This window comes from Galbibacter orientalis DSM 19592 (assembly GCF_000260115.1).
GTDB lineage: Bacteria > Bacteroidota > Bacteroidia > Flavobacteriales > Flavobacteriaceae > Galbibacter > Galbibacter orientalis.
The window spans coordinates 2,427,158-2,451,754 of sequence record NZ_JH651379.1 but is presented as its reverse complement, the minus strand read 5'-3'; the positions used below and the strand labels follow the sequence as shown (position 1 = coordinate 2,451,754).

13 protein-coding genes are annotated in these 24,597 nt (G+C 34.3%); 11 read left to right on the top strand and 2 right to left on the bottom strand.

Features of this window, described 5'->3' with window-relative positions:
• Positions 1-27 precede the first annotated feature (27 nt).
• On the top strand, positions 28-3,024 hold the full coding sequence (locus JOOMADRAFT_RS10710; protein ID WP_008613279.1) for a SusC/RagA family TonB-linked outer membrane protein: 2,997 nt from the start codon (positions 28-30) through the stop codon (positions 3,022-3,024).
• A gap of 11 nt (positions 3,025-3,035) precedes the next feature.
• Positions 3,036-4,637 (top strand): RagB/SusD family nutrient uptake outer membrane protein, encoded by a 1,602-nt coding sequence (locus tag JOOMADRAFT_RS10705; protein WP_157136674.1) that lies wholly within the window; start codon positions 3,036-3,038, stop codon positions 4,635-4,637.
• A 221-nt stretch (positions 4,638-4,858) separates the two neighbouring features.
• Here the strand turns inward: JOOMADRAFT_RS10705 and JOOMADRAFT_RS10700 are convergent, their stop codons facing one another.
• Positions 4,859-5,698: an AraC family transcriptional regulator gene (locus tag JOOMADRAFT_RS10700; RefSeq protein ID WP_008613275.1), complete on the bottom strand. Its 840-nt coding sequence runs from the start codon at positions 5,696-5,698 to the stop codon at positions 4,859-4,861.
• Positions 5,699-5,924: 226 nt separating this feature from the next.
• Here JOOMADRAFT_RS10700 and JOOMADRAFT_RS10695 point away from each other — a divergent pair, with 226 nt between their 5' ends.
• The 7 genes from JOOMADRAFT_RS10695 (at position 5,925) to JOOMADRAFT_RS10665 (ending at position 20,896) form a co-directional block, all read left to right on the top strand.
• Positions 5,925-8,195 carry a S9 family peptidase gene (locus JOOMADRAFT_RS10695; protein ID WP_008613273.1) on the top strand — a complete coding sequence of 757 codons (2,271 nt, stop codon included), beginning with the start codon at positions 5,925-5,927 and terminating at the stop codon, positions 8,193-8,195.
• Between the two features lie 91 nt (positions 8,196-8,286).
• On the top strand, positions 8,287-11,343 hold the full coding sequence (locus JOOMADRAFT_RS10690) for a beta-L-arabinofuranosidase domain-containing protein (protein WP_008613272.1): 3,057 nt from the start codon (positions 8,287-8,289) through the stop codon (positions 11,341-11,343).
• A gap of 96 nt (positions 11,344-11,439) precedes the next feature.
• Positions 11,440-14,139, top strand: a complete 2,700-nt coding sequence (locus JOOMADRAFT_RS10685; protein WP_008613271.1) for a DUF5695 domain-containing protein — start codon at positions 11,440-11,442, stop codon at positions 14,137-14,139.
• A 179-nt stretch (positions 14,140-14,318) separates the two neighbouring features.
• Positions 14,319-14,915 (top strand): TetR/AcrR family transcriptional regulator, encoded by a 597-nt coding sequence (locus JOOMADRAFT_RS10680; protein WP_008613270.1) that lies wholly within the window; start codon positions 14,319-14,321, stop codon positions 14,913-14,915.
• A gap of 65 nt (positions 14,916-14,980) precedes the next feature.
• On the top strand, positions 14,981-16,141 hold the full coding sequence (locus JOOMADRAFT_RS10675; protein WP_008613269.1) for an efflux RND transporter periplasmic adaptor subunit: 1,161 nt from the start codon (positions 14,981-14,983) through the stop codon (positions 16,139-16,141).
• Between the two features lie 158 nt (positions 16,142-16,299).
• Positions 16,300-19,449: an efflux RND transporter permease subunit gene (locus JOOMADRAFT_RS10670; protein WP_008613268.1), complete on the top strand. Its 3,150-nt coding sequence runs from the start codon at positions 16,300-16,302 to the stop codon at positions 19,447-19,449.
• Positions 19,450-19,459: 10 nt separating this feature from the next.
• On the top strand, positions 19,460-20,896 hold the full coding sequence (locus JOOMADRAFT_RS10665) for a TolC family protein (RefSeq protein ID WP_157136673.1): 1,437 nt from the start codon (positions 19,460-19,462) through the stop codon (positions 20,894-20,896).
• A gap of 76 nt (positions 20,897-20,972) precedes the next feature.
• Here JOOMADRAFT_RS10665 and JOOMADRAFT_RS10660 read toward each other — a convergent pair whose 3' ends face one another.
• Entirely contained in the window at positions 20,973-21,662 is a 690-nt protein-coding gene (locus JOOMADRAFT_RS10660) for an NUDIX hydrolase (protein ID WP_040879682.1), read from the bottom strand.
• Positions 21,663-21,978: 316 nt separating this feature from the next.
• On the opposite strand from JOOMADRAFT_RS10660, the gene JOOMADRAFT_RS10655 reads away from it, so the two are divergent.
• Both JOOMADRAFT_RS10655 and JOOMADRAFT_RS10650 read left to right on the top strand, forming a co-directional pair.
• The gene (locus JOOMADRAFT_RS10655; RefSeq protein WP_008613253.1) at positions 21,979-23,535 is read left to right on the top strand and encodes an alpha-N-arabinofuranosidase; all 1,557 of its coding nucleotides are present in this window, start codon (positions 21,979-21,981) and stop codon (positions 23,533-23,535) included.
• A gap of 2 nt (positions 23,536-23,537) precedes the next feature.
• Positions 23,538-24,500 (top strand): glycoside hydrolase family 43 protein, encoded by a 963-nt coding sequence (locus JOOMADRAFT_RS10650; RefSeq protein WP_008613251.1) that lies wholly within the window; start codon positions 23,538-23,540, stop codon positions 24,498-24,500.
• Positions 24,501-24,597 lie beyond the last annotated feature (97 nt).

The window sequence follows — 24,597 nt, the reverse complement described above, 5'->3', positions numbered from 1 at the left end:
TAAATTCTAACTAGAAAAACATGTATTATGGAACAAACTAACTTCCCTCATAGGGTAAAAGCTGGAATAAATTTTGGTATTCCAAAACTGCTTTTTACACTATTTTTTCTTTTAACCTCATTTGTTTCGTTGGCGCAACAACAAATTAATGGAATTGTAAGAGATGAACAAGGAATACCAATTGCCGGAGCTTCTGTGGCAGAAAAAAATACCTCAAATGGTGTTGTGACTAATTTTGATGGTGAATTCGAAATGTCGGTTGCATCTTCAAATGCAGCGATTGTAATTTCTTACATAGGTTTTACAAATTCAGAAGTAAAAGTAGGAACAGAAACTACTTTTGATATTACACTTAAAGAGAACCTTCAAGAACTAGATGAAGTAGTAGTAATAGGTTATGGAACTCAAAAGAAAGCAGATGTAACCAGTGCCGTGGCCACTGTAAAGTCGGAAGACTTTGTACAGGGTAATGTAAAAGATGCTGCACAACTTATACAAGGAAAAGTTGCAGGTTTAACAGTATCTGCCCCTTCTGGAGATCCTACACAGAGCTCCCAAATAAAATTAAGAGGAACTTCCTCCTTAAGCGGGGGTACAAATCCATTGGTATTGGTAGATGGAGTGCCGGGGAGTTTAGGTACTGTAGCGCCAGAGGATATTGAGTCGATAGACGTTTTAAAAGATGGTTCTGCTACAGCAATATATGGAACTCGTGGAACTAATGGAGTTATTATTATTACTACCAAAAAAGGAAATTATAATGCAAAGCCTTCTATAGAATACAATGGATATTCTTCTTTGTCTACCATTGCAAGACAAATGGACTTTTTGGATGCAGGAGAATTAAGACAAAAATATGCTGAAGGATATACTTTTGTTGGCGCAAACTTACAAGATTTTGGTCACGATACCGATTGGCTGGACGAGATTACTAGAGACGCCGTAAGTCAAGTTCATAACTTAATTTTTAGAGGTGGAAATGATGCTACTAATATTACAGCATCTATTAACTATAGAGATTTAGAAGGAATTTTCGACAAGTCGGAGACCGAAAAATATACGGGTCGTATTAGTGTAAACCATGCAATGTTTGATAATAAATTGAAAACAAATGTTGCCATGATTGCGAGTGAGCAGGTCTACAACGCTCTTGGAGATGGTACCAGTTTTGATCCGTACATATATAGACAGGCCATTATACGTAACCCTACTGAGCCCGTTTATGATGATAATGGTAATTGGTTTGAAAGAGATGTTTATTTCTATGATAATCCTGTTGGTTATATTCAAGAAACAATAGGGGAGAATCGTTATAGAAATGTTCGTTTTGATTTTAGTATGAGTTATGATTTTAATGATAATTTTACGTTGAAAGGATTGTATACACGAAAAGGAAATTCAAACATTCGTGGATTCTACCAAACTAAAAATCATGTGTCGACTGTAAAATATGGTCAAGATGGTTTTGCTTCCAGAGGGACAGACGATTATAGAGGAAATTATGGACAATTAACCCTCGATTATAAACAAACTTTTGGAAAACATACCGTTACAGGTTTAGCGGGTTATAATTATGAAGATAATGTAAACGAAGGCTTTTGGGCAACCAACAGACGTTTCCCAACAGATGGTTTTTCTTATAATAATATTGGTTCTGGGCAAGGTCTACAGCTTGGAGAAGCAGGCATGAGTAGTTATAAAAACTCAGATAAATTAATAGCCTTTTTTGGAAGGGTAACTTATAATTATGACGACCGTTATTTGTTGTTAGCAAGTATCCGTCATGAAGGTTCTTCTCGATTTGGAGAAGACAATAAATGGGGTAATTTCCCAGGGATCTCCGCTGGATGGCGTATAGATCAAGAAGAGTTTATGGAAAATGTTGACTGGATTGATAACTTAAAGCTTCGTGCAGGTTATGGTATTACTGGAATTAATGCAGGTTCAAATTACCAATCGCTTAGTGGATTAACTTATGGCGACTACTTTTTAAACAATGGAGAGTGGATTAGAGAATTAGTGCCTTCTAGAAATGCAAATCCAAATTTACGCTGGGAAAAGAAGAAAGAGTTAAACTTTGGATTGGATTTTGGAGTTTTAAACAATCGTATTAGTGGTTCTGTAGATTATTATCAAAGAAGAACAGAAGGAGCATTGTTTGATTATAGCGTACCAACACCTCCTTATTTTTATGGAACTATAGCAGCAAATGTGGCGGAACTTGAAAATTCAGGGTTGGAATTTTTACTGAATGTAACTCCATTTGAAACAGAAAACTTTACATGGACTGCTAATTTAACGTATTCTACAAATACCAATAAAGTAGTTTCTTTATCTAATGATGAATTCCAGTTGACTAATGATTTTTTTGATCAAGGATATACTGGAGAACCAATCCAAATAGAAACACATCGAGTAAAAGAAGGGGAACCTATTGGGAATTTCTTTGGACTTAAAAGTGTAGATATTACAGATGATGGGGTTTTTCTTATAGAAACTCCTGACGGAAGAATTATTCCTGCTACAGAAGCTACTACCGAGGATAGACAAATTCTTGGAAATGGTTTGCCAACCGCTTATTATAGTTGGAATAACACAGTAAGATATAAAAACTGGGATTTTAATATGAATTTACGTGGAGCGCTTGATTATCAAATACTTAATTTTTCAAGAATGTTTTACGAGAACCCTACAGTAAATTACAATGTGCTAGATTCTGCATTTGATGAGGTGTATGGAAAAGCAGTTTTAAACGATGTGCAGCGTTATGTAAGTTATTATGTTGAAGATGGAGATTTCTTAAAAATTGATAATGTTACTTTAGGATATACTTTACCTAAGGATGCTTTAAAGTTTACAGACAGTTTCCGAATCTATTTTTCAGGATTAAACCTAGCTACTTTTACTAGTTATAAGGGGATTGATCCTGAGGTTAATAGAGACGGACTTGCACCTGGAAATGATGAAAGGGATAAATATCCATCTACCAGAACATTTACACTAGGAATTAATTTCACATTATAAAATTTTAAACGATGAATAATAGAAAAATAAATTATATGACTTCATTTATGATAAAATTTTGGATGTTCGCATTAGTAGCAGGTTTTACTTTTGTAGGATGTACAAATCTTGATGAAGAGGTTTTTTCAGAGGTAACAGAAGATTCTTTTGTTCCTGCAGAAACAGATATTGTGGCTGTAATGGCTTCAGCATACACTCCTTTAAGATATATTATGGGGTGGCAGGGTTATTTTGATGTGCAAGAAGAGCCTGCAGATATGTTTGTAACTCCTACAAGACCAAACGGTTGGGATGATGGAGGAACTTATAAGAGAATGCATTTTCATAAATGGGATAATACGCAGTACCAGCCTAGAAATTCTTGGATAACGTGTTTTAACGGTATCAATAGTGCAAACAGAGTGATTCTACAAATTGAATCTGGAGGATTACCAGTTTCTGAAGAACAAGCTGCTAATATTGTTGCCGAAATGAGAGCTTTAAGAGCCTTGTATTATTCAATGTTAATAGATACTCACGGAAATGTGCCTATTATAGCAAGCTATAGTGATGAATTACCAGTGCAGAGTAACCGAGAAGAAGTTTACAATTTTATAGTTTCCGAATTAACTGAGGTGATTCCTTCACTATCTGAAACCGTAGATCAGTCAACTTATGGACGGATGACAAAATGGGCTGCATACCATGTGTTGGCAGAGGTATATCTAAATGCCGAAGTATATACAGGAACGCCGCAATGGGATAAATGTATTGCTGCTTGTAATGAAATTATAAATAGTAAAAAATATAGCCTTTCTGCTAATTACCGAGATATTTTTAGTGCTCAAAATGAAGGAAATCCTGAAATGGTTTTTGCAGTTCCTTATGATCAAATTTATGCTGCAGAATGGAATGCGCATATGAAAATGTTATTGCCAGATCATAGATTGGTGTTTGATATGGAATCACAGCCTTGGGGAGGTTCAAGTTGTAATCCGCAATTTATAGATAGCTACGAAGCAACAGATAAACGTTTATCCGATACTTGGTTAATGGGAGACCAATTAAATGCTAAAGATGGGAGTGTTGTAATGACTTTAGTAAAAGAGATGCCAAGTATTTACGACTGTACCTTTACTGAAGGATTTCGTTGTGCAAAATATGAAATTGAACCAGGAGCAACCGGAGCGTTGAATAACGATTTTCCTTTTTTAAGATATACAGAAGTTTTAATGATGAAAGCTGAAAGTTTATTAAGAACTGGTCAAAGTGGTGTTGCAGCTCAAATTGTAACCGAGGTGCGAATGCGTTCTTTTGATAATCCAGCAGATGCTACTGTAACTGGTGCAGAATTGGAAGCAGATACCACTGTAGAATATGGAACACTAGCAGAAGATGGAAGTATTGATGCTCCTGGAGATCAATCTCCTGTTCAATATGGTCGCTTTTTAGATGAATTGGGCTGGGAATTTGCTGCGGAAGCTCATAGAAGAACCGATTTAATTCGCTTTGGAGTTTTTCAAACCAAAAACTGGTATAATCATACTCCACAAGGAGATCATACCATTATATTTCCTATTGGATTAGAAGAACTAAATACCAATACAAACTTAAAACAAAATCCTGGCTATTAGTCTTCATATTAGATTTAGTTAGTTTATTTTTACACCAAAGGAAAAGGCGGATGATTTTATCATTCGCCTTTTTTAATCCCTCATTGAGGGTTTAATTCCCCAGAGCTTGTCCTGAGTTTATCTAAGGGCTCTGTATCGAAATGGATTTAATTTGTTTCCTCTGAATACCTCGTAGGCTTGCCTCGAGGTAGTTGATTTCCTCGTAAACTTATCAAGTTTATTTATTGAGCTCTATATTGAGATGGCGTAGTGCCTTTAAGCTCTTTAAATTTTCTGTTGAAATTTGTAATATTTTGAAAACCACATAATTCAGAAATGGTTGTAATAGACATTTCTTTGTTTCGATAAAGTAATTTACAGGCATTTTCAATACGTATTTCTATTAAGAATTGAAAAAAAGTTTTATTGGTACGCTTTTTAAAATACCTACAAAATGCGTTTTTAGTCATATTAGCAATATTTGCTACCTCCTCTAAAGTTATCTGATTGTGGTAATTTTCCATAGCATGTTCAAATACAGCTCTCATACGTTTTCCTTCATCATCTGTATAATTTTTCTCATATACAAAAGAAGAAAGAGGCGTGTATTCAGTTTCAATAATCTGATTTATAATTTTCAGTAATGAAGCAATACGTTGTATTTTATTTTGATTTTGTAGTTTATTAAAAACTCTAATGATTTTATTATGATTTTTAGAAATTTTCATACCATATTCTGCAGGTCTAAAAAAATCTTTGGTAGCTTCCATGTCGCTTATTTGAAAAAAGTTATTTCCAAAAGCATGCTTTGTAAAAAATAAAGTATACATAATAGATTCTGGAGCTGCCTCAACATCACTCTTAAAAACGTGGGGGATGCTTCCACCTATAACCAAAATATCATTTTTATTATAGGTGTTTATGGAGTCTCCAACAATTAAGGAACCGCTTCCTTTTTTAATAAAACTTATCTGAATTTCTTCATGTTGATGGAGTTGATCGTAAAAATAAACTTCATGATCTTCTTGATATACCAGTGCTTCTTGTTCTGGTTTAGGTATTTTAAAGGGGAGTACTTTCATAATAATATAACTAATTAAACAATATTAGTCATAATAACGTATAAATATACTATTTAGGGTAATATAATACTACAATTAGCTAATTTTTACTTATAATAGTTAGGGTGTTCTTGTGGTTTCCATTATTTCTTAATACCAAAATACCATTGTAAATCGTAGTTTTATCTTTTAACGGATAAGATAGTATGATATTCTGGTAATATTCTTCAACTAAAAGGCATATTTTATGTATAGTTTTATACTTATGTATAGTAAGAAAACCTACCTCTGTAAAATATGTGTGTTTATAACACTTTTTAATTCTTTATTCTCCTTTGCACAAGGAACATTGAAAGATTACAAAAGATCTATTGCTGTAGACACATTGTTTAAAAACAAAACATACAATACTCCAACTGCTTTTTATTGGCAAAACAATCAATTATTTTGGTATGTAAATAATACGCCACAAGGAAAAGAGTATATAAAAGTAAACGCTTTAAGCAGTTCCCAAGAATTGGCTTTTGACCATGAGAGAATGGCTAAGAGTTTATCAATTTTAACAGAAGGTACAATTACCAGTGGGAAGATTGCTATAACAGATTTAGAGTTTAATACAGAACAAAATTCTGTCTTATTTAATACCGATAGTCTCAAAGTTAAATGTAACCTATCCGATTATACCTTAACGGTTTTAGATACTTTAGAAAAGAGCAATCGCCAGCATTACTGGGGAAGTAAAGATGATGAACGGGAAGGGGAACCAGTAGTTTCTCCAGATAAGAAGTATACTGCATATGTTAAGAATTACAATTTATATATAAAAAACATTAAGACGGAGGAAGAAACTCAGCTGAGTTATGATGGGTCTAATGGTTATTACTATTCATGGCAAATAAAATGGGCTCCAGATGGTAAGAAAATTATGGCTTACAAATTACGTCCAGCAGAAGATCATAAGATTTATTTTGTGGAGTCTAGTCCTACAGATCAGTTGCAGCCAAAGCTACAATCGAGAGATTATTTAAAACCAGGAGATCAAGTTGCATTTAGGAGTCCGCAGTTATTTTTGATTGCATCAAAAAAGCATATAAGAATTCCTACAGATGAGTTTCAGCAACAATTTCATTTAGGAACTATACAATGGCTAGAAGACAGTGGTGCTTTTAGGTTTGAATATAATGAGCGCGGACACCAAAAATATAGGGTGATTTCTGTTGATGCAACTACTGGAAAAGTACAGGTAATTATTAATGAGACGAGCCCAACTTTTATTGATTATAGCGAAAAAAAATATCGATATGATACTAGCGATGGAGCACAGATTATTTGGGCATCCGAAAGAGATGGCTGGAATCATTTATATTTATATGATGCAAAAACTGGAAAAGTAATTCGCCAAATAACAAAAGGGAAGTGGCCAGTACGGGAAGTGGTAAAAGTAGATGAAGAAAACAAGCGTATTTATTTTATTGCAAGTGGTTTAGATCAAGATCAAGATCCATATTTTAAACACTATTGTAGCATTGATTTTAATGGAAAAAACTTTAAAAGATATACTGAGGAAAATGGAAATCATAAGGTAAGTTTTTCAGATGATTATCAATATTATGTAGACCAATATTCAAGGGTAGATATGCCACCTGTTACTTTATTGAAAAATCAAAAAGGTGAAATAATAAAAGAATTGCAAAAAGCTGATATTTCAGAACTTTTAGCAACTGGATGGAAGTCTCCCGAAGTTTTTAATGCAAAAGGAAGAGACGGGAAAACCGATATTTGGGGAATTATAGTTCGTCCAACAAATTTTGATCCTTCAAAAACATACCCAATTATTGAATACATTTATGCGGGACCTCATGATTCTTTTGTGCCAAAAAGTTTTCAAAGTTATTATTGGTCGATGTCTTCTTTGGCAGAGCTGGGCTTTATTGTGGTTCAAATAGATGGTATGGGGACCTCCAATCGTTCCAAAGCTTTTCATAATGTTTGTTGGAAAAATCTTAAAGATGCAGGTTTTCCTGATAGAAAATTATGGATGCAAGCAGCAGCAAAGAAATATCCATATATGAATATTGAAAAAGTTGGAATTAGAGGAACTTCTGCAGGCGGACAGAATGCAGGTGCAGCCTTAGTTTTTAATTCTGATTTTTATGATGTGGCAGTAGCTTCTTGTGGTTGCCATGATAACCGTATGGATAAAATTTGGTGGAACGAGCAGTGGATGGGATTCCCAATTGGGCCTCAATATGCAGCATGTTCAAATATTGAAAATGCAACCCAAATGGAAGGAGATCTAATGTTGATTGTTGGGGAGGTAGATGATAATGTGGACCCTGCTTCAACATATCAGTTTGCAAATGCTTTAATTAAAGCAGGAAAAAATTTCGAATTAGTGGTAGTTCCAGGAATGGGACATTCATCTGGAGGAACATTTGGAGATAAAAAACGTAAGGATTTCTTTGTGAAAAAATTATTAGAAGTAGATCCTCCTTCTTGGGATGAAATATACAATTAGAATCTTTTAAACCTTTTTAGAAAGTTTATTTAGACTGTTCTATCGAAATAATTAAAACACTAGAAACAATTAATTGAGAAAATTAAAATAGATGAAAACATACAAATTATTACTATGTACAATGTTAGTTTTTTTAACCTTAAGTACATCAAAAGTATTAGCGCAAAGTGGGGATCAGATTCTTGATGGAATTGGAGAAACAGGATTAATTGCCCGTTATGTTTTTAATGGAGATGCAAAAGATTGGTCTAGAAATAATTTACATGGAGAAATTCATGGTGATGGATTTCAATTTGTAGATGATAGTAAGTTTGGGAAAGTACTTTCATTATCAGAAAAAGGTAAAAATTATATAGAACTTCCAAAAGGGACTGTTGCTAATGAGGAATCTATAAGTATAACAAGTTGGTTATACCTAACTTCTTCTAATGCAAATCAGTATTTTTTTGACTTTGGGGAAAGCAACAAAGCACATTTTTTTGTAGCACCTACAGGAACTAAAGAGAATGATGGCTTGGTTGCAGAAATAACAACAGCCAAAGGAGCTATGTACCAAACACTTTCATCTGGAGTAAAAGTAAACGAATGGAATCATGTGGCTGTTACTATTAATATTCCTTCAAAAACTATTGCTACCTATGTAAATGGAAAGTTGGTAAAAGAAACTGAAAATGTTGAGGTTATACTAGCCGAGTTGTTCGATAATAATTCAGGAGAAAATAATAAATTTTATATAGGAAAATCGGTGTCATCTAAATCCTATCTCGATGCTAAATTATACGATTTTAGAATTTATAGAATCCCTTTGAGTGAAAAACAAGTAGCTAGAATATATAAAAATGCGTTATCTGATGGGGAATCTGTTGTAAACGAACGTGAAGAACCTGATGATAATCTACCAATTTTTTCAGAAACAACCCCACAACTTTATAACGAATACTTAACAAGTGTGCCAGATATTGAAGTAGAAACTGTAGTAGGTTACCTACCTCGTTTACCTCGTTATGTAAAAGGAGTGTATAGAAATGGAATAAAAAATGAAAAAGCTAGAGTAATTTGGCCTGCGCCAAAAGACAATAGTGAGGTTAAGAAACCAGGTAGTTATACGGTAATAGGATGTGTTGCAGGAACAAATTTAAAACCTAAGGCTATTGTTACAGTAAAAGATGCAAAAATATCTGCAACACCAGATAAAACTTTAGAGGCTTTTGAGTTAGATGAGGTTTCTCTAGATGTAGATACTCATGGTCATGAATCTAAATTTATTGAAAATCGTGATAAGTTTATAAGCACTCTTGCTCAAACAAATCCAGATGCTTTTTTATATATGTTCCGAAACACTTTTGGTCAGCCGCAACCAGATGCTGCCGAGCCATTGGGAGTATGGGATTCTCAGGAAACTAAATTACGCGGACATGCAACTGGGCATTACCTCACAGCAATTGCACAGGCATATGCAAGTACGGGGTACGATAAATCGCTCCAAAATAACTTTGCCGATAAGATGGAGTATATGGTAAATACTTTGTACAAATTAGCTCAAATGTCTGGAAATCCAAAAACAAAAGATGGTTCCTATGTGGCTAATCCAACAGAAGTTCCTCCTGGACCAGGAAAATCAAACTATGATTCTGATTTAAGTGAAGATGGAATTCGAACCGATTATTGGAACTGGGGAGAAGGCTTTATAAGTGCATATCCGCCAGATCAATTTATTATGCTAGAAAATGGAGCTACCTATGGAGGACAACAAACCCAAGTTTGGGCTCCTTATTATACCCTACATAAAATACTTGCAGGTTTATTAGATATTTATGAAGTAAGTGGAAACAAAAAGGCACTAGAAGTTGCAGAAGGAATGGGGAGTTGGGTCTATGCTCGTTTAAATGAACTGCCAACAGAAACGCTGATTAGTATGTGGAATAGATATATTGCGGGAGAGTTTGGAGGAATGAATGAAGTAATGGCTCGTTTATATAGGTTAACAGATGAAGAGAAATACTTACAAGTGGCACAATTATTTGATAATATTAAAGTGTTTTATGGCGATGCTAACCATTCAAACGGACTAGCAAAGAACGTAGATACTTTTAGAGGACTTCACGCCAATCAACACATTCCTCAAATTGTGGGAGCCATAGAAATGTATAGAGATTCCAATACAGCCGAATATTACCGTATAGCCGATAACTTTTGGTTTAAAAGCAAAAACGATTATATGTATAGTATTGGTGGAGTTGCAGGAGCACGAAACCCAGCAAATGCAGAATGTTTTATCTCACAACCAGCAACTATATATGAAAATGGATTATCAGCAGGAGGGCAAAATGAAACGTGTGCTACCTATAACATGCTTAAATTAACGAGAAACTTGTTTCTTTTTGATCAAAGAGCCGAATACATGGATTATTATGAACGCGGTTTATATAATCATATTCTAGCGTCTGTAGCAGAGAAAACTCCAGCAAATACATACCATGTTCCATTAAGACCAGGTTCTGTAAAGCATTTTGGAAATCCAGATATGAAAGGGTTTACTTGTTGTAACGGTACAGCTATAGAAAGTAGTACAAAACTTCAAAATTCTATTTATTTTAAAAGTGTAGAAAATGACGCGCTTTATGTAAATCTATATGTGCCATCAACTTTACATTGGGCGGAAAAAAAGCTAACAATTACACAAAAAACTGCTTTCCCGAAAGAAGATTTTACACAACTAACTATTAATGGTAATGGAAAATTTGATTTGAAAGTTCGTGTACCAAATTGGGCTACCAAAGGTTTTATAGTGAAGATTAATGGAAAAGAGGAAAAAGTAGAAGCTATTCCTGGAAGTTACCTAACCTTAAATCGTACTTGGAAAGACGGGGATACTGTGGAATTAAAAATGCCATTTCAGTTTCATTTAGAATCAATAATGGATCAACAAAATATAGCTAGTTTATTTTATGGTCCTATTTTACTTGTTGCTCAAGAGTCTGAACCCCGTACAGAATGGCGTAAGGTTACGTTTGATAAAAACGAGATAGGAAAGGATATTTCTGGAGATCCTGAAAAATTAGAATTTATAATTGATGGAATTACTTACAAACCTTTTTATGATACTTACAATAGGTATTCTGTTTATTTAGATGTTACATTAAAGTAACCTGAAATTTATAATTAGGGTAGAGCAAGAACTTAAATACCCAAAGAACTCATAGCTATGTATGTTTTTTAATACATTAACCAAACGCATAAACAAATGATAAACCCTCGTTCACAATATAATTTTATTCTCTTATTATTAGTATTTTTTTCTTTTGAAGGACATTCTCAGGAATATTGGAATAATATTGTCAAGAAGCCTTCTAGCCTAGGATTAGAAAATGGTTTTATAGAAGTAAAAACATCAGAATTTAATTTAAAATTGGTAAAAACTTCACAAACAGTAGCTGGTTTATATCCTGTAGCAGATGCCAATTTTGATTTTACTCCCGGGGAAAGATTAGAAATTCGAGATAAGGACAGTTTGTATCATCTTGGAGATCTTAATTTAACGCTGAAAAATACACAAGGAGATTGGGTAAATTATTCATCAGCTTATAAAAGAAAGCCTGTGGAAAAACTTTCTGTTAAAGGAAATGTTTTAATGGCTTCGGATATGACCAATACTTTTCCGGAAGAACTTCCTGTAAATATTAAACGTTATTATGAAGAGGATAACGGGAATTTAATACTGCGTTTTGTCTTAAAAAATACAAGTGATGCGCCATTGGAAATTGGAGCTTTGGGAGTTCCAATGATTTTCAATAATATTTTAGAAGGAAAATCATTAGATGAAGCTCATGCAGATAATGTGTTTTTCGACCCTTATATTGGAATGGATGCAGGGTATTTGGAAGTTAAGCATTTAAGCGGAAAAGGTTCCGCTTTATTGGTACTCCCCGAAGAGAATATGCCTTTTGAGGCATACAGACCTTTGTTGGACGACCCCACTCGGAGAAGCATAGTTTTTGAAGGATTTCATGAATGGATGTCTTTGAGTAAAGCCTATGCAGTAAATCAATGGAAAGGTGTACAGCAATGGAATAAGCCCACATCGATACTGTTAAAACCAGATGAAGAAAAAGACTTTGCGGTAAAATTTGTATTGGCAAAAAGCATTAAAAATGTTCAACAATCTCTTATCGATCATAAAATGCCAACAGCTGTTGGTGTTCCAGGATATGTGTTGCCAAAGAATGTAAACGGACAATTATTCATTAAAAATTCTTCAAAAATAAAAAATATAGCAGTTGAGCCTCAGGGAGCAATTTCTATTGAAAAAAAGCAGCAATTAAAAAGTGGTTATGTTGCATATCAAGTCAATGGACAACAATGGGGTAGAGCTCGTATAACTATTGATTATGAAGATGGAAAACAGCAAACTATAAATTATAAAATAATTAAGTCGGAAGCGGAAGTAATAGCAGATTTTGGTCATTTTTTAACAACTGAGCAGTGGTTTGACAATGAAGAAGATCCTTTTAATCGTAATCCTTCGGTAATATCTTATGATTATGAAGCAAAAAAGCAAGTAACTCAAGATAGCCGAGCATGGATTGCAGGCTTGAGCGACGAGGGGGGAGCTGGAAGCTGGTTGGCAGCAATGATGAAGCAGTATGTACAACCAGATAAGGAGGAAATAGACAAACTATCAGAATTTGTACATAAAACTTTATGGGGTACTATACAATATGCAGAGGGTGAAAATAAATATGGAGTTAAAAAAAGTGTTTTCTATTATGAACCAGATAGCATGCCTAAAGGAACTTATAATGATACCATTAATTATAAAACATGGGCTGCTTGGAATCATAAACACGCTAACGATCCTGGGAGATCGTATAATTATCCGCATGTAACAGCTGCTTATTGGGTAATGTATCGTTTGGCTCGATATCATACAGGTTTAGTGGAAAATAAGCCGTGGGATTGGTATTTAAAACAAGCATATCATACAGCTATAGCAATGACAGAGTTAGCTCCGTATTATGCACAATTCGGACAAATGGAGGGGACTGTTTTTTTGAATGTTTTAAAAGATTTAAAACGGGAAGGAATTAATGATTTAGCCGAGAATTTAGAATTTAAGATGAAAGAACGTGCCGATCATTGGAAGTCATTAAATTATCCCTTCGGAAGTGAAATGCCTTGGGATTCAACGGGGCAAGAAGAAGTGTTTATGTGGTCCGATTATTTTGGGTATACAGAAAAAGCTGCAATTACCTTAAATGCAGTGCTAGCATACATGCCTACCATGCCACACTGGGCATATAATGGAAATGCAAGGCGGTATTGGGATTTTCTTTACGGAGGAAAATTGTCGAGAGTAGAACGACAAATACATCATTATGGATCGGCTTTAAATGCCATTCCAGTGTTAAAAGCGTATCAAAACTCTCCAGACGATTTTCATCTTCTAAAAGTGGGATATGGAGGTTTGTTAGGAGGAATTTCTAATATTACTAAAGATGGTTTTGGTCCAGCAGCTTTTCATTCGTTTCCGCAAACTTTGGAAATTGATTACCTGTCGGGCGATTATGGTTCTGGGTTTTTTGGGTATGCTATTAATTCTACTTCTTATTTAACTAAAACAGCCGATTTTGGTTGGGTTTCTTTTGGTGGAAATATTAAAAGCAATAAAGATAAGGTAGAAATGATGTTAACTACAGCCGCTAAAAATAAAGTTTTTATAGCTCCAGAAGGGTTACTAATTACTCTAGATGCTGGAAGTATTAATAAGGTAGGCTATAATGAAAAAGAAAAGGAAGTAAGACTATATCTAAATCCCAAAAATGATTATACTCCTACAGCTTTTTTACAAAGTAATAAAAATGTAAATCTTCCTTTTAAAATGGATAATGGAGCTTATAAAATTCCTCTTTCAGAAAAAGAAAGTGAGATAGTAATAAAACTATAGTTTGAGGCATCTTATAAATATTTATTAATTCTATTAAAATAGTTAGGGGGAAGAGTCCTTAGTTTTACGATGTAAAACACTTGTAATCAGTAAATTGTTTTTATTTGCATAAATTTAACATCACAATGTTTGATTTTGTAGACGACTGGTCATATATTTGCTCCTTCAAATTAGAATAGTTGTCAGCAACAGTTAAAAATAGAGATAAGGCAGATTACCTTTTAGACAAAGGTCTTAATATTTTATGGTCTAAAGGGTATAACGGAACAAGCGTAAACGATATTGTATCGGCTGCGGATGTTCCGAAAGGGTCTTTTTATTTTTATTTTAAATCTAAAGAGGATTTCACAGTTCATGCATTGCAACGGTATTTTTCATTAAAAAGGGCAGCTACTATTGAAGTTCTTAGTCATGAAAACATTCCTGCTGTAGAAAGGCTATTCAATTATTATAATCATAGAGTTACCATAGTGAGAGATCAATTAAATTGTTCTTTGGGTTGTATGGGTTGTAATATAGGTTTAGAAATGGCCGAACATAGTGAAAGTATTAGAACTACTATTGTTCATGAAGAACAAAAAACTAGAGAAATAATTGTTGATGTAGTAAAGGAAGCGCAAATAGACGGTAGTATTGATAAGAATATAGACGCCGCTAAAATTGTAGATTTTATGGAAGATGCTTACAAAGGAATGCTTACTTCTATGAAAGAAAACAAATGTGCAGATCCACTAAACAATTTTTTATACTTTTTGAAAACTCTTATTTTAAAATAATTTTTTTTAACTAGTAATAGACGACCGGTCAATTATAATTAAAAACAACTAAAAAAATCCAAAAAATGAAAAAGAGAAGTAAATTAATACAAATAGTGTTTGGAGTCCCCTTGCTTGCAGTACTTGTATTTGCCATCCATTCTTGTAGCGATTCTAAAGCTGCAGAACATGGAGGGAATGCATTAATGGCAACTCCATTTGTTCATCCTGTTCAAAACTCTGTAGATGATTGGGACGAATATATTGGGCGTTTTGCTGCATCTGAAAGAGTTGAGGTTCGTTCACGTGTAAACGGGTATATCGAATCGGTAAATTTTAAAGATGGGGATATTGTAAAAAAAGGAGAAGTACTTTTTGTAATCGATCAAAGGCCATTTTATATTGAATTAAAACAAGCCGAAGCCGAAAAATTAAGAGCCGAAGCCGATCTTAACCGAACCACAAGTGATTACAACAGAATAGAATCGGTTAAAGATTCTCGTGCGGTATCTTTAGAAGAAGTAGAACAACGTAAACAAATTGCTAAATCTTCAGAGGCACAATTAATGGCTGCCAATGCACGACTAGAGCAGGCTAAACTTAATCTAAGCTATACAGAAATTAAGGCGCCTATTAGTGGGAAAATTAGTGACGACTTTATAGATGCTGGAAATTATGTAACTGGAGGTGTTGCCAATGCCACTCCGTTAACTACCATTGTGAAAATTAATCCTATTCACTTTTATTTTGAAGGAAGTGAAAACGATTTTGTTAATTATAATAGCAATTCTAATACCCCAGTAGCAGTAAAACTTTCAACAGAGGGAGAATATAGCAGAGCAGGGGTGCTGGATTTTGTTGATAATGAAGTTAATAGAAATACAGGAACCATTAGAGGGCGCGCAGTTTTTGATAATGAAGATCTAAAAATAGAATCTGGAATGTTTGGGAGACTACGACTTATGAAGGGGAATTCCTCAGCAATTTTAATCCCAGAAGAAGCTATAAGTTCTAATCAATCCAATAAAGTAGTGTATGTAATTGCTGAAGATAGCACGGTGCATGCTAAGCCTATTAAACTAGGGAAACTTTTTAAAATGAAGTACCGAATAGTGAAAGAAGGACTTACTTTGGATGATAAAATTGTTACTGGAAATCTTTTAAAAATTAGACCAGGTATGAAGGTAGCTCCTTCAGAAGATAATTTTAAAATTCAACAAAACACTAAAAGTGTGGCCTATAAGTAAATTTCAATAACTCTCATGTAGTTGTTTTTTTGATGGTTAAAAGGACTTAGTTAAAAAGCTAATTTTTAATCATCTGTAAAAGAGCCTCTTATCATATTTTTTGATTTGAGGGAGGCTCTTTTTTTGTCAAAATCCAATAAAAATATAAAGAAAATAAAATGAAATTCACGCATACTTTTATAGAGCGTCCAATATTGTCAATCGTGATATCTATTATATTAATGATAGTTGGTGGATTGGCGTATTTTTCGCTACCTGTTTCACAGTATCCAGAAGTAGCTCCTCCAACAGTAGTAGTGAGGGCAACCTATCCTGGAGCTAGCACAGAAACGATTTCCAAAACGGTGGCAACGCCTTTGGAACAAGAAATTAATGGAGTTGAAGGAATGATATACATGGCATCTCAAGCTACAAATGATGGTGTTATGGAATTAACAATCACTTTCAAACAAGGGGTAGATGTAGATAATGCCCAAGTATTGGTGCAAAATCGTGTGGCCATTGCAGAACCTAGATTGCCAGAACCCGTAAGACGATTGGGAATTACAACACAAAAAAGTGCTCCCGACCTTATGTTGGTTATCCATTTAATATCTCCAGAAGAGACTTATGACCAAACATATCTTGCAAATTATGCCAATTTTCAAATTATAGATAAACTTTCAAGAATTGATGGGGTTGGAGCTGTAAGAATGTTTGGAGGCGATCAATACTCCATGAGAATCTGGTTGAATCCAGATTTAATAGCAAATTTGGACATGACACCAAATGAGGTGTTAACTGCTTTAAGAGCTCAAAATGTTCAAATTGCGGGAGGAACTTTAAATCAGCAACCTTTAACTACCCAAAACGCTTTTGAAATTAATATTCAAACACAAGGAAGATTAAATTCAATTGAAGAATTTGAAAATATCATTATTAGAAATGGAGAAGATGGGGCATTAGTTCGTGTTAAAGATATTGGACGTGTAGAGTTAGGATCGGCAAGCTATGCTACCAAAGGGTATTTAAGTAAATATCCTGCTGTAGCCTTACCAGTTTTTCAGCGCCCAGGAACCAATGCGTTAGAAACAGCAGATGCTTTGATCAATACCATGAAAGAAGCATCAAAAGATTTTCCAGAGGGGATAGAATATCGTATTGCATACAACCCAACGGAGTTTATTCAACAATCAATCGACGAAGTAGGGGGAACTATTTACGAAGCCGTAATTTTAGTGGTATTGGTAATTATATTATTCCTACAAACATGGAGAGCGGCTATTATACCAATCCTTGCAATCCCTGTTTCGCTTATTGGAACTTTTGCCGTAATGCAAGCTTTAGGGTATTCTCTTAATAGTTTAACACTGTTTGGATTAGTACTAGCCATAGGGATTGTGGTAGACGATGCCATTGTGGTGGTTGAGAATATGGAGCGAAACCTTAGAGAAGGAATGGGGGTAAAACAAGCTGCTCAAAAAACAATGAATGAAGTTGGGGGAGCATTGGTAGCAATGGGACTAGTGCTTGTTGCTGTATTTTTACCTACCATATTTTTAAAAGGAATTAGTGGTCAGTTTTACAGTCAATTTGGAGTAACCATAGCTGTTGCAACCATGATTTCTGTTTTTGTTTCGCTTACATTAAGTCCTGCAATTGCAGCCAAAGTAATGAAAAAGCACGATGACTCTCCTAAGCATTCTAATGTTGCAGCACAAGGTTTTATAACTAAATTCTTTGATAAGTTTAATCAGTTAATGGATTGGACATCTAATAAATACGCACAATTAACGTCAAGACTTATCAATATAAGAAAAGGAGTGATGCTAGTGTATTTAGGACTTATAGCTTTAACTGTTTTTGCTTTTTACAAGGTGCCTACTGGGTTTATTCCAGAACAGGATCAAGGATATTTTATTACTGTAATACAGTTACCTCCAGGTTCTTCGCTAGAGAGAACAGACAAAGTTGTAAATAAAGCAATAGACAGTGTACTTAAAGTTGATGGGGTAAAAGACGCGGTTGCATTTACAGGTTTTGATGCGGCAACATTTACAAATTCATCAAATGCAGGGGTAATTTTTACTGCATTGGAAAGTTTTGAAGAACGTAATGATAAAGGGGTTACCTATGAAGGGATTCAACAGTCTTTAACTAGTTCGTTAAGTAAGATGACAGATGCTTACGTTATTGTTATTCCACCTCCACCTGTAAGAGGAATTGGTAATGCTGGTGGATTTAAATTGATGTTGCAGGACAGAGGTGGATTAGGCAATGAGCAATTGTTAAAATCGGCTTATGAGCTTATGGGAGCTGCTAATCAAGATCCGACAATGACAAATGTTTTTACATTTTTTAATACCAGCTCGCCTCAATTATTTTTTGATCTCGATAAAGAAAAAGCTCAAAAGCTGGGTGTCCCAATTGAAGAAGTTTCAAGCGCTTTAGAGGTTTATTTGGGCTCTGCATTTGTAAATGATTTTAACCTACAAGGGAAAACATTTAGAGTAACCGCCCAAGCCGATGGAGAGTTTAGATATACTCCAGAGGATTTGGAGCACATTAGAGTTCGAAATAAATATGGAAATATGATTCCTTTGAGTGCTGTTGGAGATCTAAAAGATATTTCTGGCCCAGCACGTGTACCTCGGTACAATTTATATCCTTCTTTGGCACTTACAGGAAACACTACTCCTGGGCATAGTTCTGGAGAATCTTTGGATGCTATGGAACAACTAGCAGCGCAGATATTACCAGATGGTATTGATTATGAATGGACTGAAATTGCATATCAGCAAAAAAGTACAGGTAATACAGCAGGAATAGCCTTTGCATTGGCCGTTTTATTTGTTTTTCTACTATTAGCTGCTCAGTATGAAAGTTGGGTATTGCCATTGGCTGTAATTCTTATTGTGCCTATGTGTTTACTATCGGCAATGTTTGGAGTAGGAATAATGGGAATGGATAATAATATTTTAACACAAATTGGATTGGTTGTGCTAGTAGGGTTAGCTAGTAAAAATGCTATTCTAATTGTAGAATTTGCAAAGCAACTTGAAGATAGAGGGTATAGTTTGCAAGAAGCGGCAAAAGAGGCTGCAAGGTTAAGATTACGACCTATTTTAATGACCGCCTTTGCTTTTATTCTTGGGGTAATTCCTTTGGTTACAGCAACGGGAGCAGGAGCAGAAATGAGACGCTCTTTAGGAACGGCAGTTTTTAGTGGAATGTTGGGAGTAACATTGTTCGGATTACTATTTACTCCTGTATTTTATGTGCTTTGTAGAAAAATGGTCTTAAAAAAAGCAACCGTAGATGTTAAGTAAAAAAATAAAAATGAATCAGATATTTATAAAAACTATATTGATTTTGATAGGATTCTATCAGTCAATTGGATATAGTCAAGACAGTACCTCCACATGGAAATGGGATGTGCCAGAGCAGACAAATGAGGTGCTGTATATAGGAACGGACACCATATCTAAAAAAGCAGCTCCTGTTATTGAAACAGACAAATGGTGGGAAGCTTTTGGTTATAAGGAATTGGATAGTTTAATAGCCTTGGCATTGCAAAATAATGAAGACTTGAAGATAGCGCAGGCTAGAGTAGAACAGGCAATAGCGCAGAAAAGAATAGCATTTTCATCATTATTACCAATGTTGCGTTTGGAGCCTTCGGTTGCTAGACAAGAGTTCTCGGCTAATAGACCAAACCCTTTTGGAGGTCAATTAGATAGGGTAACTATTAATACTTTTGATATTCCGCTTACGGTAAATTATGAGCTCGATGTGTTTGGTAAGAACATTGATAATGTAAAAGCAAACCGCTTGGCAGCCGATGCAACTGTTGAAAGTAGAAAAGATATTTTACTACAGGTAATTACAGAAGTGGCTCAAAATTATTTCTTGTTATTACAGGTTGATGCTGAAAAGGATCTTTTAAAAGAAACAGAAAAAACAAGGTTGAATAATTTAGAAATAACCACAACTCGTTATGAAGCAGGTTTGGTAAGTCAGATTGATGTTTTAAGAGCTAAAACTGAATTGTCATCGGTGCAAGTTCAAATAAAAAGGATTCATAAACTTAGAACCGAAATCGAACTTATTTTAGCACCATTGGTTGGAGTAGATGCAAGTAATTTCAGTATACATAAAACAGAAATTAGCTATATGCCACCAGATTTGATCTTTTTGGAAAAGGACTCTTTAACTGCTACACGCCCCGATTTAAAATCTGCTAAACTCATGTTAGAATCATCTAAAAGTTTGGTAAAGAATCAATGGAAACAATTATTACCATCATTTTATCTAAATGGCGCCTTCGGTTACTTGTCGGGTGACAGTAATAATTGGATTGAGAATGATAGTAGAACATGGGTAGCAGGAGTTTCAGCTTCCTTACCAATTTTTGAAGGTGGAAAAAAACGTGCAGAAATTAAACTTAGAAAAAGTGAGTTAAAACAAGCAGAAGCTGCTTACAATCAAAATGTTCTAGTGTCTTATAGACAAGTAGAAAATTCCATTTCTAATATTAAATGGGTGCATGAACAATTGCTGGCACAACAAGAATTTGTAAAAGCAGCAAATAACGCGGCAGAGTTAACAAATGAAAGGTATAGAAAAGGGCTTATTAATTATATAGATGTTGTAGATGCAGAACGACAAGCTTTGGAGGCCGAACAATTAAGTGTTCAGCTTTTTGGGCAAGAACTTAAAGAGCGAGTGTCTTTGTTTAAAGCCTTAGGATTACTTCCTGATTCTGTAGTGGAATAGCTTGTGTAAAAACTTGTTTTAAGTGGGTTGAATTTGTTTCTTTATAAATCCCTCGGAGTTTATTTTCGGGGGATTTTTATATTTTAAAAGTAAATCCATCTTCCACTTTTTTGTCATATTTTTCTTTATCAAATTGATATAGAAAAGAACCTTTTCTAGAGGAAGACATATCTTTTTCTGTCAACTTTATAAGGATGTCCAAACCATTTATTTTATTGATAAAATTTCTTTTATCAAGCTCTTCATCTAAAATAGCTTCATAAAGTTTTTGAAGCTGTCTCATTGTAAATTTCTCAGGTAATAATTCAAATCCAATAGGTTTGTTTGAAGTTCGATAGCGCAAACGCCTAATAGCATGGTTTACCATTTGGTCATGATCAAAAATTAATTTTGGAGCCTCAGAAATACTAAACCACCTAGCAGAATATTGCTCAATTAATTCTTGGTTATGCTCTTCAATGTTGATAAGGGCATAGTAGGCTACAGAAACGGTTCGTTCAGCTGGATCTCTGTCCACTTTACTAAAACCATACAATTGCTCCATGTAGATATTATGGAATCCCGTTAAATGATGCAAAATCCTATTTGCCGAATCATCTAACGTTTCATTGCGTTTTAAAAATCCACCCATAAGAGACCACTTTCCTTTTTCAGGCTCAAAATCTCTTTTAATCAATAAAATTTTAAGTTCTTCTTTGTCAAACCCAAAAATGATACAATCTACGGCAAGTAATACCTTATCTTCTTTACTATAATTATTTAACATGTGGGGTAGATTTTCACAGAATACGGGTAAAATTACATTTTTTTTAAAAATAATCAATGAATTCACATTTTAATACCACATAGCTAATTTAATTTTCCAGAGTTTGTTGAAGAATTTTGGGTTGAGGTTATTTCGCTTAACACTTCTTGGGCTTGCTCTGAGGCAGTTAGTTTTGTAACTGCTAAAATTTATTTTTATTAGGGTTTGTTCATTTTTATAACATTAAAAAAACGAATTGTTTAATAAATCATTTGTTTTTATTAAAAATTATTAATTAATTTGGAAATGTAAAAATAACACTTATAAATTAACCTATATGATTTCAAAAAAAAATATAAAATCAAGAGGTATTGTATTGATACTTTGCCTTCTTTTAGCAGGAGTCACTTGTGCACAAACTACAGTTACTATACAAGAAAAGGAAAATGCTCCCATAATAAGTAAGCATATTTATGGGCATTTTGCAGAGCATTTAGGCCGTTGTATTTACGGGGGTTTTTATGTAGGCGAAGACAGTAATATTCCTAATACAAACGGGGTACGTACAGATATTATTGAAGCACTTAAAGAGTTAAAAGTACCAAATTTACGTTGGCCAGGAGGTTGTTTTGCAGATACGTATCATTGGAAAGATGGTATTGGAGCTAAAGAAGACCGACCTACTATTGTGAATCAATGGTGGGGTGGGGTAACCGAAGATAATAGTTTTGGAACTCACGATTTTTTAAATTTATGTGAGGCTTTGGGGGCAGAACCTTACTTGGCAGCTAATATTGGGAGCGGAACCGTAAAAGAGTTTACCGATTGGATCCAATATGTAAATCACGACGGGGAGAGTCCGATGGCAAACCTTCGTAAAGAAAATGGGAGAGATAAACCTTGGGGAGTAACTTATTGGGGAGTAGGTAATGAAATGTGGGGTTGTGGTGGTAATATGACTCCAGAATATTACGCAAATCTGTATCGTCAATACGCTACTTTTATGAGTAGCTGGAATAATGATAAAGGGATTTACAGAATTGCTTCTGGAGCAAATGTAGACGATTATCATTGGACAGAAGTTTTAATGAGAGACATTCCAAAGCATCTTATAGAAGGTGTGGCATTACATTCTTATTCTTTTGTAGAATGGAATGATAAAGGTCCTGCAGCTAATTTCAATGAAAAGCAATATTTTAAAACTATGGAGCGTGCATTGAATATGGAGACTTTAATAACCAAGCATGTTGCTGTAATGGACAAATATGATCCTGATAAAAAAATAGACTTGATAGTAGATGAATGGGGTGGCTGGTATAATGTGGAAGAAGGAACTAATCCTGGTTTTTTATACCAACAAAACACTATGAGAGATGCCATGATTGCTGGGGCAACACTTAATATTTTTAACAATCATAGTGAACGTGTTAAGATGGCTAATTTAGCGCAAACCGTAAATGTTTTACAAGCAGTTATTCTTACTGATGATGAAAAAATGATTCTTACACCAACTTATCATGTAATGAAAATGTATGCGGTGCACCAAGATGCAACCTTGTTACCAATAGATTTAAAATCTGATAAATATGAGTTTGAAGGAAATTCAGTTCCAGCAATATCTGCGTCTGCATCTATTAATAAAGAAGGAGTAGCACATGTTTCTTTGGTAAATGTTGATATGAACAAAGCACATAAGATTACGCTAGATTTTCAAAAAATGAAGCTAAATAAGGCAACAGCCAACATCTTAACTTCTGCTAAAGTTCAGGATCATAATTCATTTGAAAATCCAAACAAAATTGTAGTAAAAGAGTATGAGGATTTTAAATTTAAGAAAGGAACACTTGAACTTGAAGTTCCTGCTTTTTCAGTAATCGTTTTTGAAATAAAATAATTATGAGAGTAAAATTATATAGTGTGTTTCTATTTTTTATAGGAACATTATTAACAGAAGCTCAAGATCAAGAAAATTTTAATAATCCAATTATTAAAGACAAGTTTACGGCAGATCCTGCGGCATTGGTACATAACAACACAGTGTATTTATATGCTGGGCATGATGAGGCTCCAAAAGATTTTCATTTTTATAAAATGGATGAATGGTTGGTATACTCATCTACAGATATGGTAAACTGGAAAGAGCATCCAGTACCTTTAAAACCTTCCGATTTTAAATGGGCTAAAGGAGATGCTTGGGCTGCACAGGTAATTGAAAGAGATGGTAAGTTTTATTGGTATGTTACGGTAACTCATAAAAACATACACGGAAAAGCAATTGGTGTAGCTGTTTCCGATTCTCCAACTGGACCTTTTAAAGATGCTTTAGGAAAGGCTTTAGTAACTAATGATATGACTACCGAGCATACAGATATAAGTTGGGATGATATTGATCCGTCTGTTTTTATAGATGATGATGGGCAAGCCTATTTATATTGGGGTAATACAGCTTGTTATTATGCCAAATTAAAAGAAAATATGATAGAATTTGATGGTCCCATCCATACGGTAGACCTTCCTAAATTTACAGAAGCTCCTTGGATACATAAAAAAGGAGACTGGTATTATTTGTCTTATGCATATGGTTTTCCTGAAAAAACAGCCTATGCTATGAGTAAATCTATTACTGGTCCATGGGAATTTAAAGGAATTTTAAATGAAGTTGCAGGAAATACAAACACAAACCATCAAGCCATAATTGAGTATAAAGGAATCCCATATTTTATATATCATAATGGAAGTATTGAACCTAATGGGGGGAGTTTTAGGCGTTCTGTTTGTATAGACCGCTTATACTATAATGAGGATGGAACTATTAAGAGAATCCAAATGACTTCTGAAGGAATTCAAAATAATGATTGAGTAATGAATCCTTCATAAAGGGATTAAGTATAGCCAAAGTAATTGTTTCCATAAAATAAAATGAATAAAGCAGAGATTTTTATAAGGGAGTCATTCT

Coding starts and splice junctions, on each gene's coding strand:
- JOOMADRAFT_RS10710 (WP_008613279.1), top strand. CDS start 28: ATGGAACAAACTAACTTCCCTCATAGGGTAAAAGCTGGAATAAATTTT.
- JOOMADRAFT_RS10685 (WP_008613271.1), top strand. CDS start 11,440: ATGATAAACCCTCGTTCACAATATAATTTTATTCTCTTATTATTAGTA.
- JOOMADRAFT_RS10670 (WP_008613268.1), top strand. CDS start 16,300: ATGAAATTCACGCATACTTTTATAGAGCGTCCAATATTGTCAATCGTG.
- JOOMADRAFT_RS10705 (WP_157136674.1), top strand. CDS start 3,036: ATGAATAATAGAAAAATAAATTATATGACTTCATTTATGATAAAATTT.
- JOOMADRAFT_RS10650 (WP_008613251.1), top strand. CDS start 23,538: ATGAGAGTAAAATTATATAGTGTGTTTCTATTTTTTATAGGAACATTA.
- JOOMADRAFT_RS10665 (WP_157136673.1), top strand. CDS start 19,460: ATGAATCAGATATTTATAAAAACTATATTGATTTTGATAGGATTCTAT.
- JOOMADRAFT_RS10655 (WP_008613253.1), top strand. CDS start 21,979: ATGATTTCAAAAAAAAATATAAAATCAAGAGGTATTGTATTGATACTT.
- JOOMADRAFT_RS10690 (WP_008613272.1), top strand. CDS start 8,287: ATGAAAACATACAAATTATTACTATGTACAATGTTAGTTTTTTTAACC.
- JOOMADRAFT_RS10700 (WP_008613275.1), bottom strand. CDS start 5,698: ATGAAAGTACTCCCCTTTAAAATACCTAAACCAGAACAAGAAGCACTG.
- JOOMADRAFT_RS10695 (WP_008613273.1), top strand. CDS start 5,925: ATGTATAGTTTTATACTTATGTATAGTAAGAAAACCTACCTCTGTAAA.
- JOOMADRAFT_RS10675 (WP_008613269.1), top strand. CDS start 14,981: ATGAAAAAGAGAAGTAAATTAATACAAATAGTGTTTGGAGTCCCCTTG.
- JOOMADRAFT_RS10660 (WP_040879682.1), bottom strand. CDS start 21,662: ATGTTAAATAATTATAGTAAAGAAGATAAGGTATTACTTGCCGTAGAT.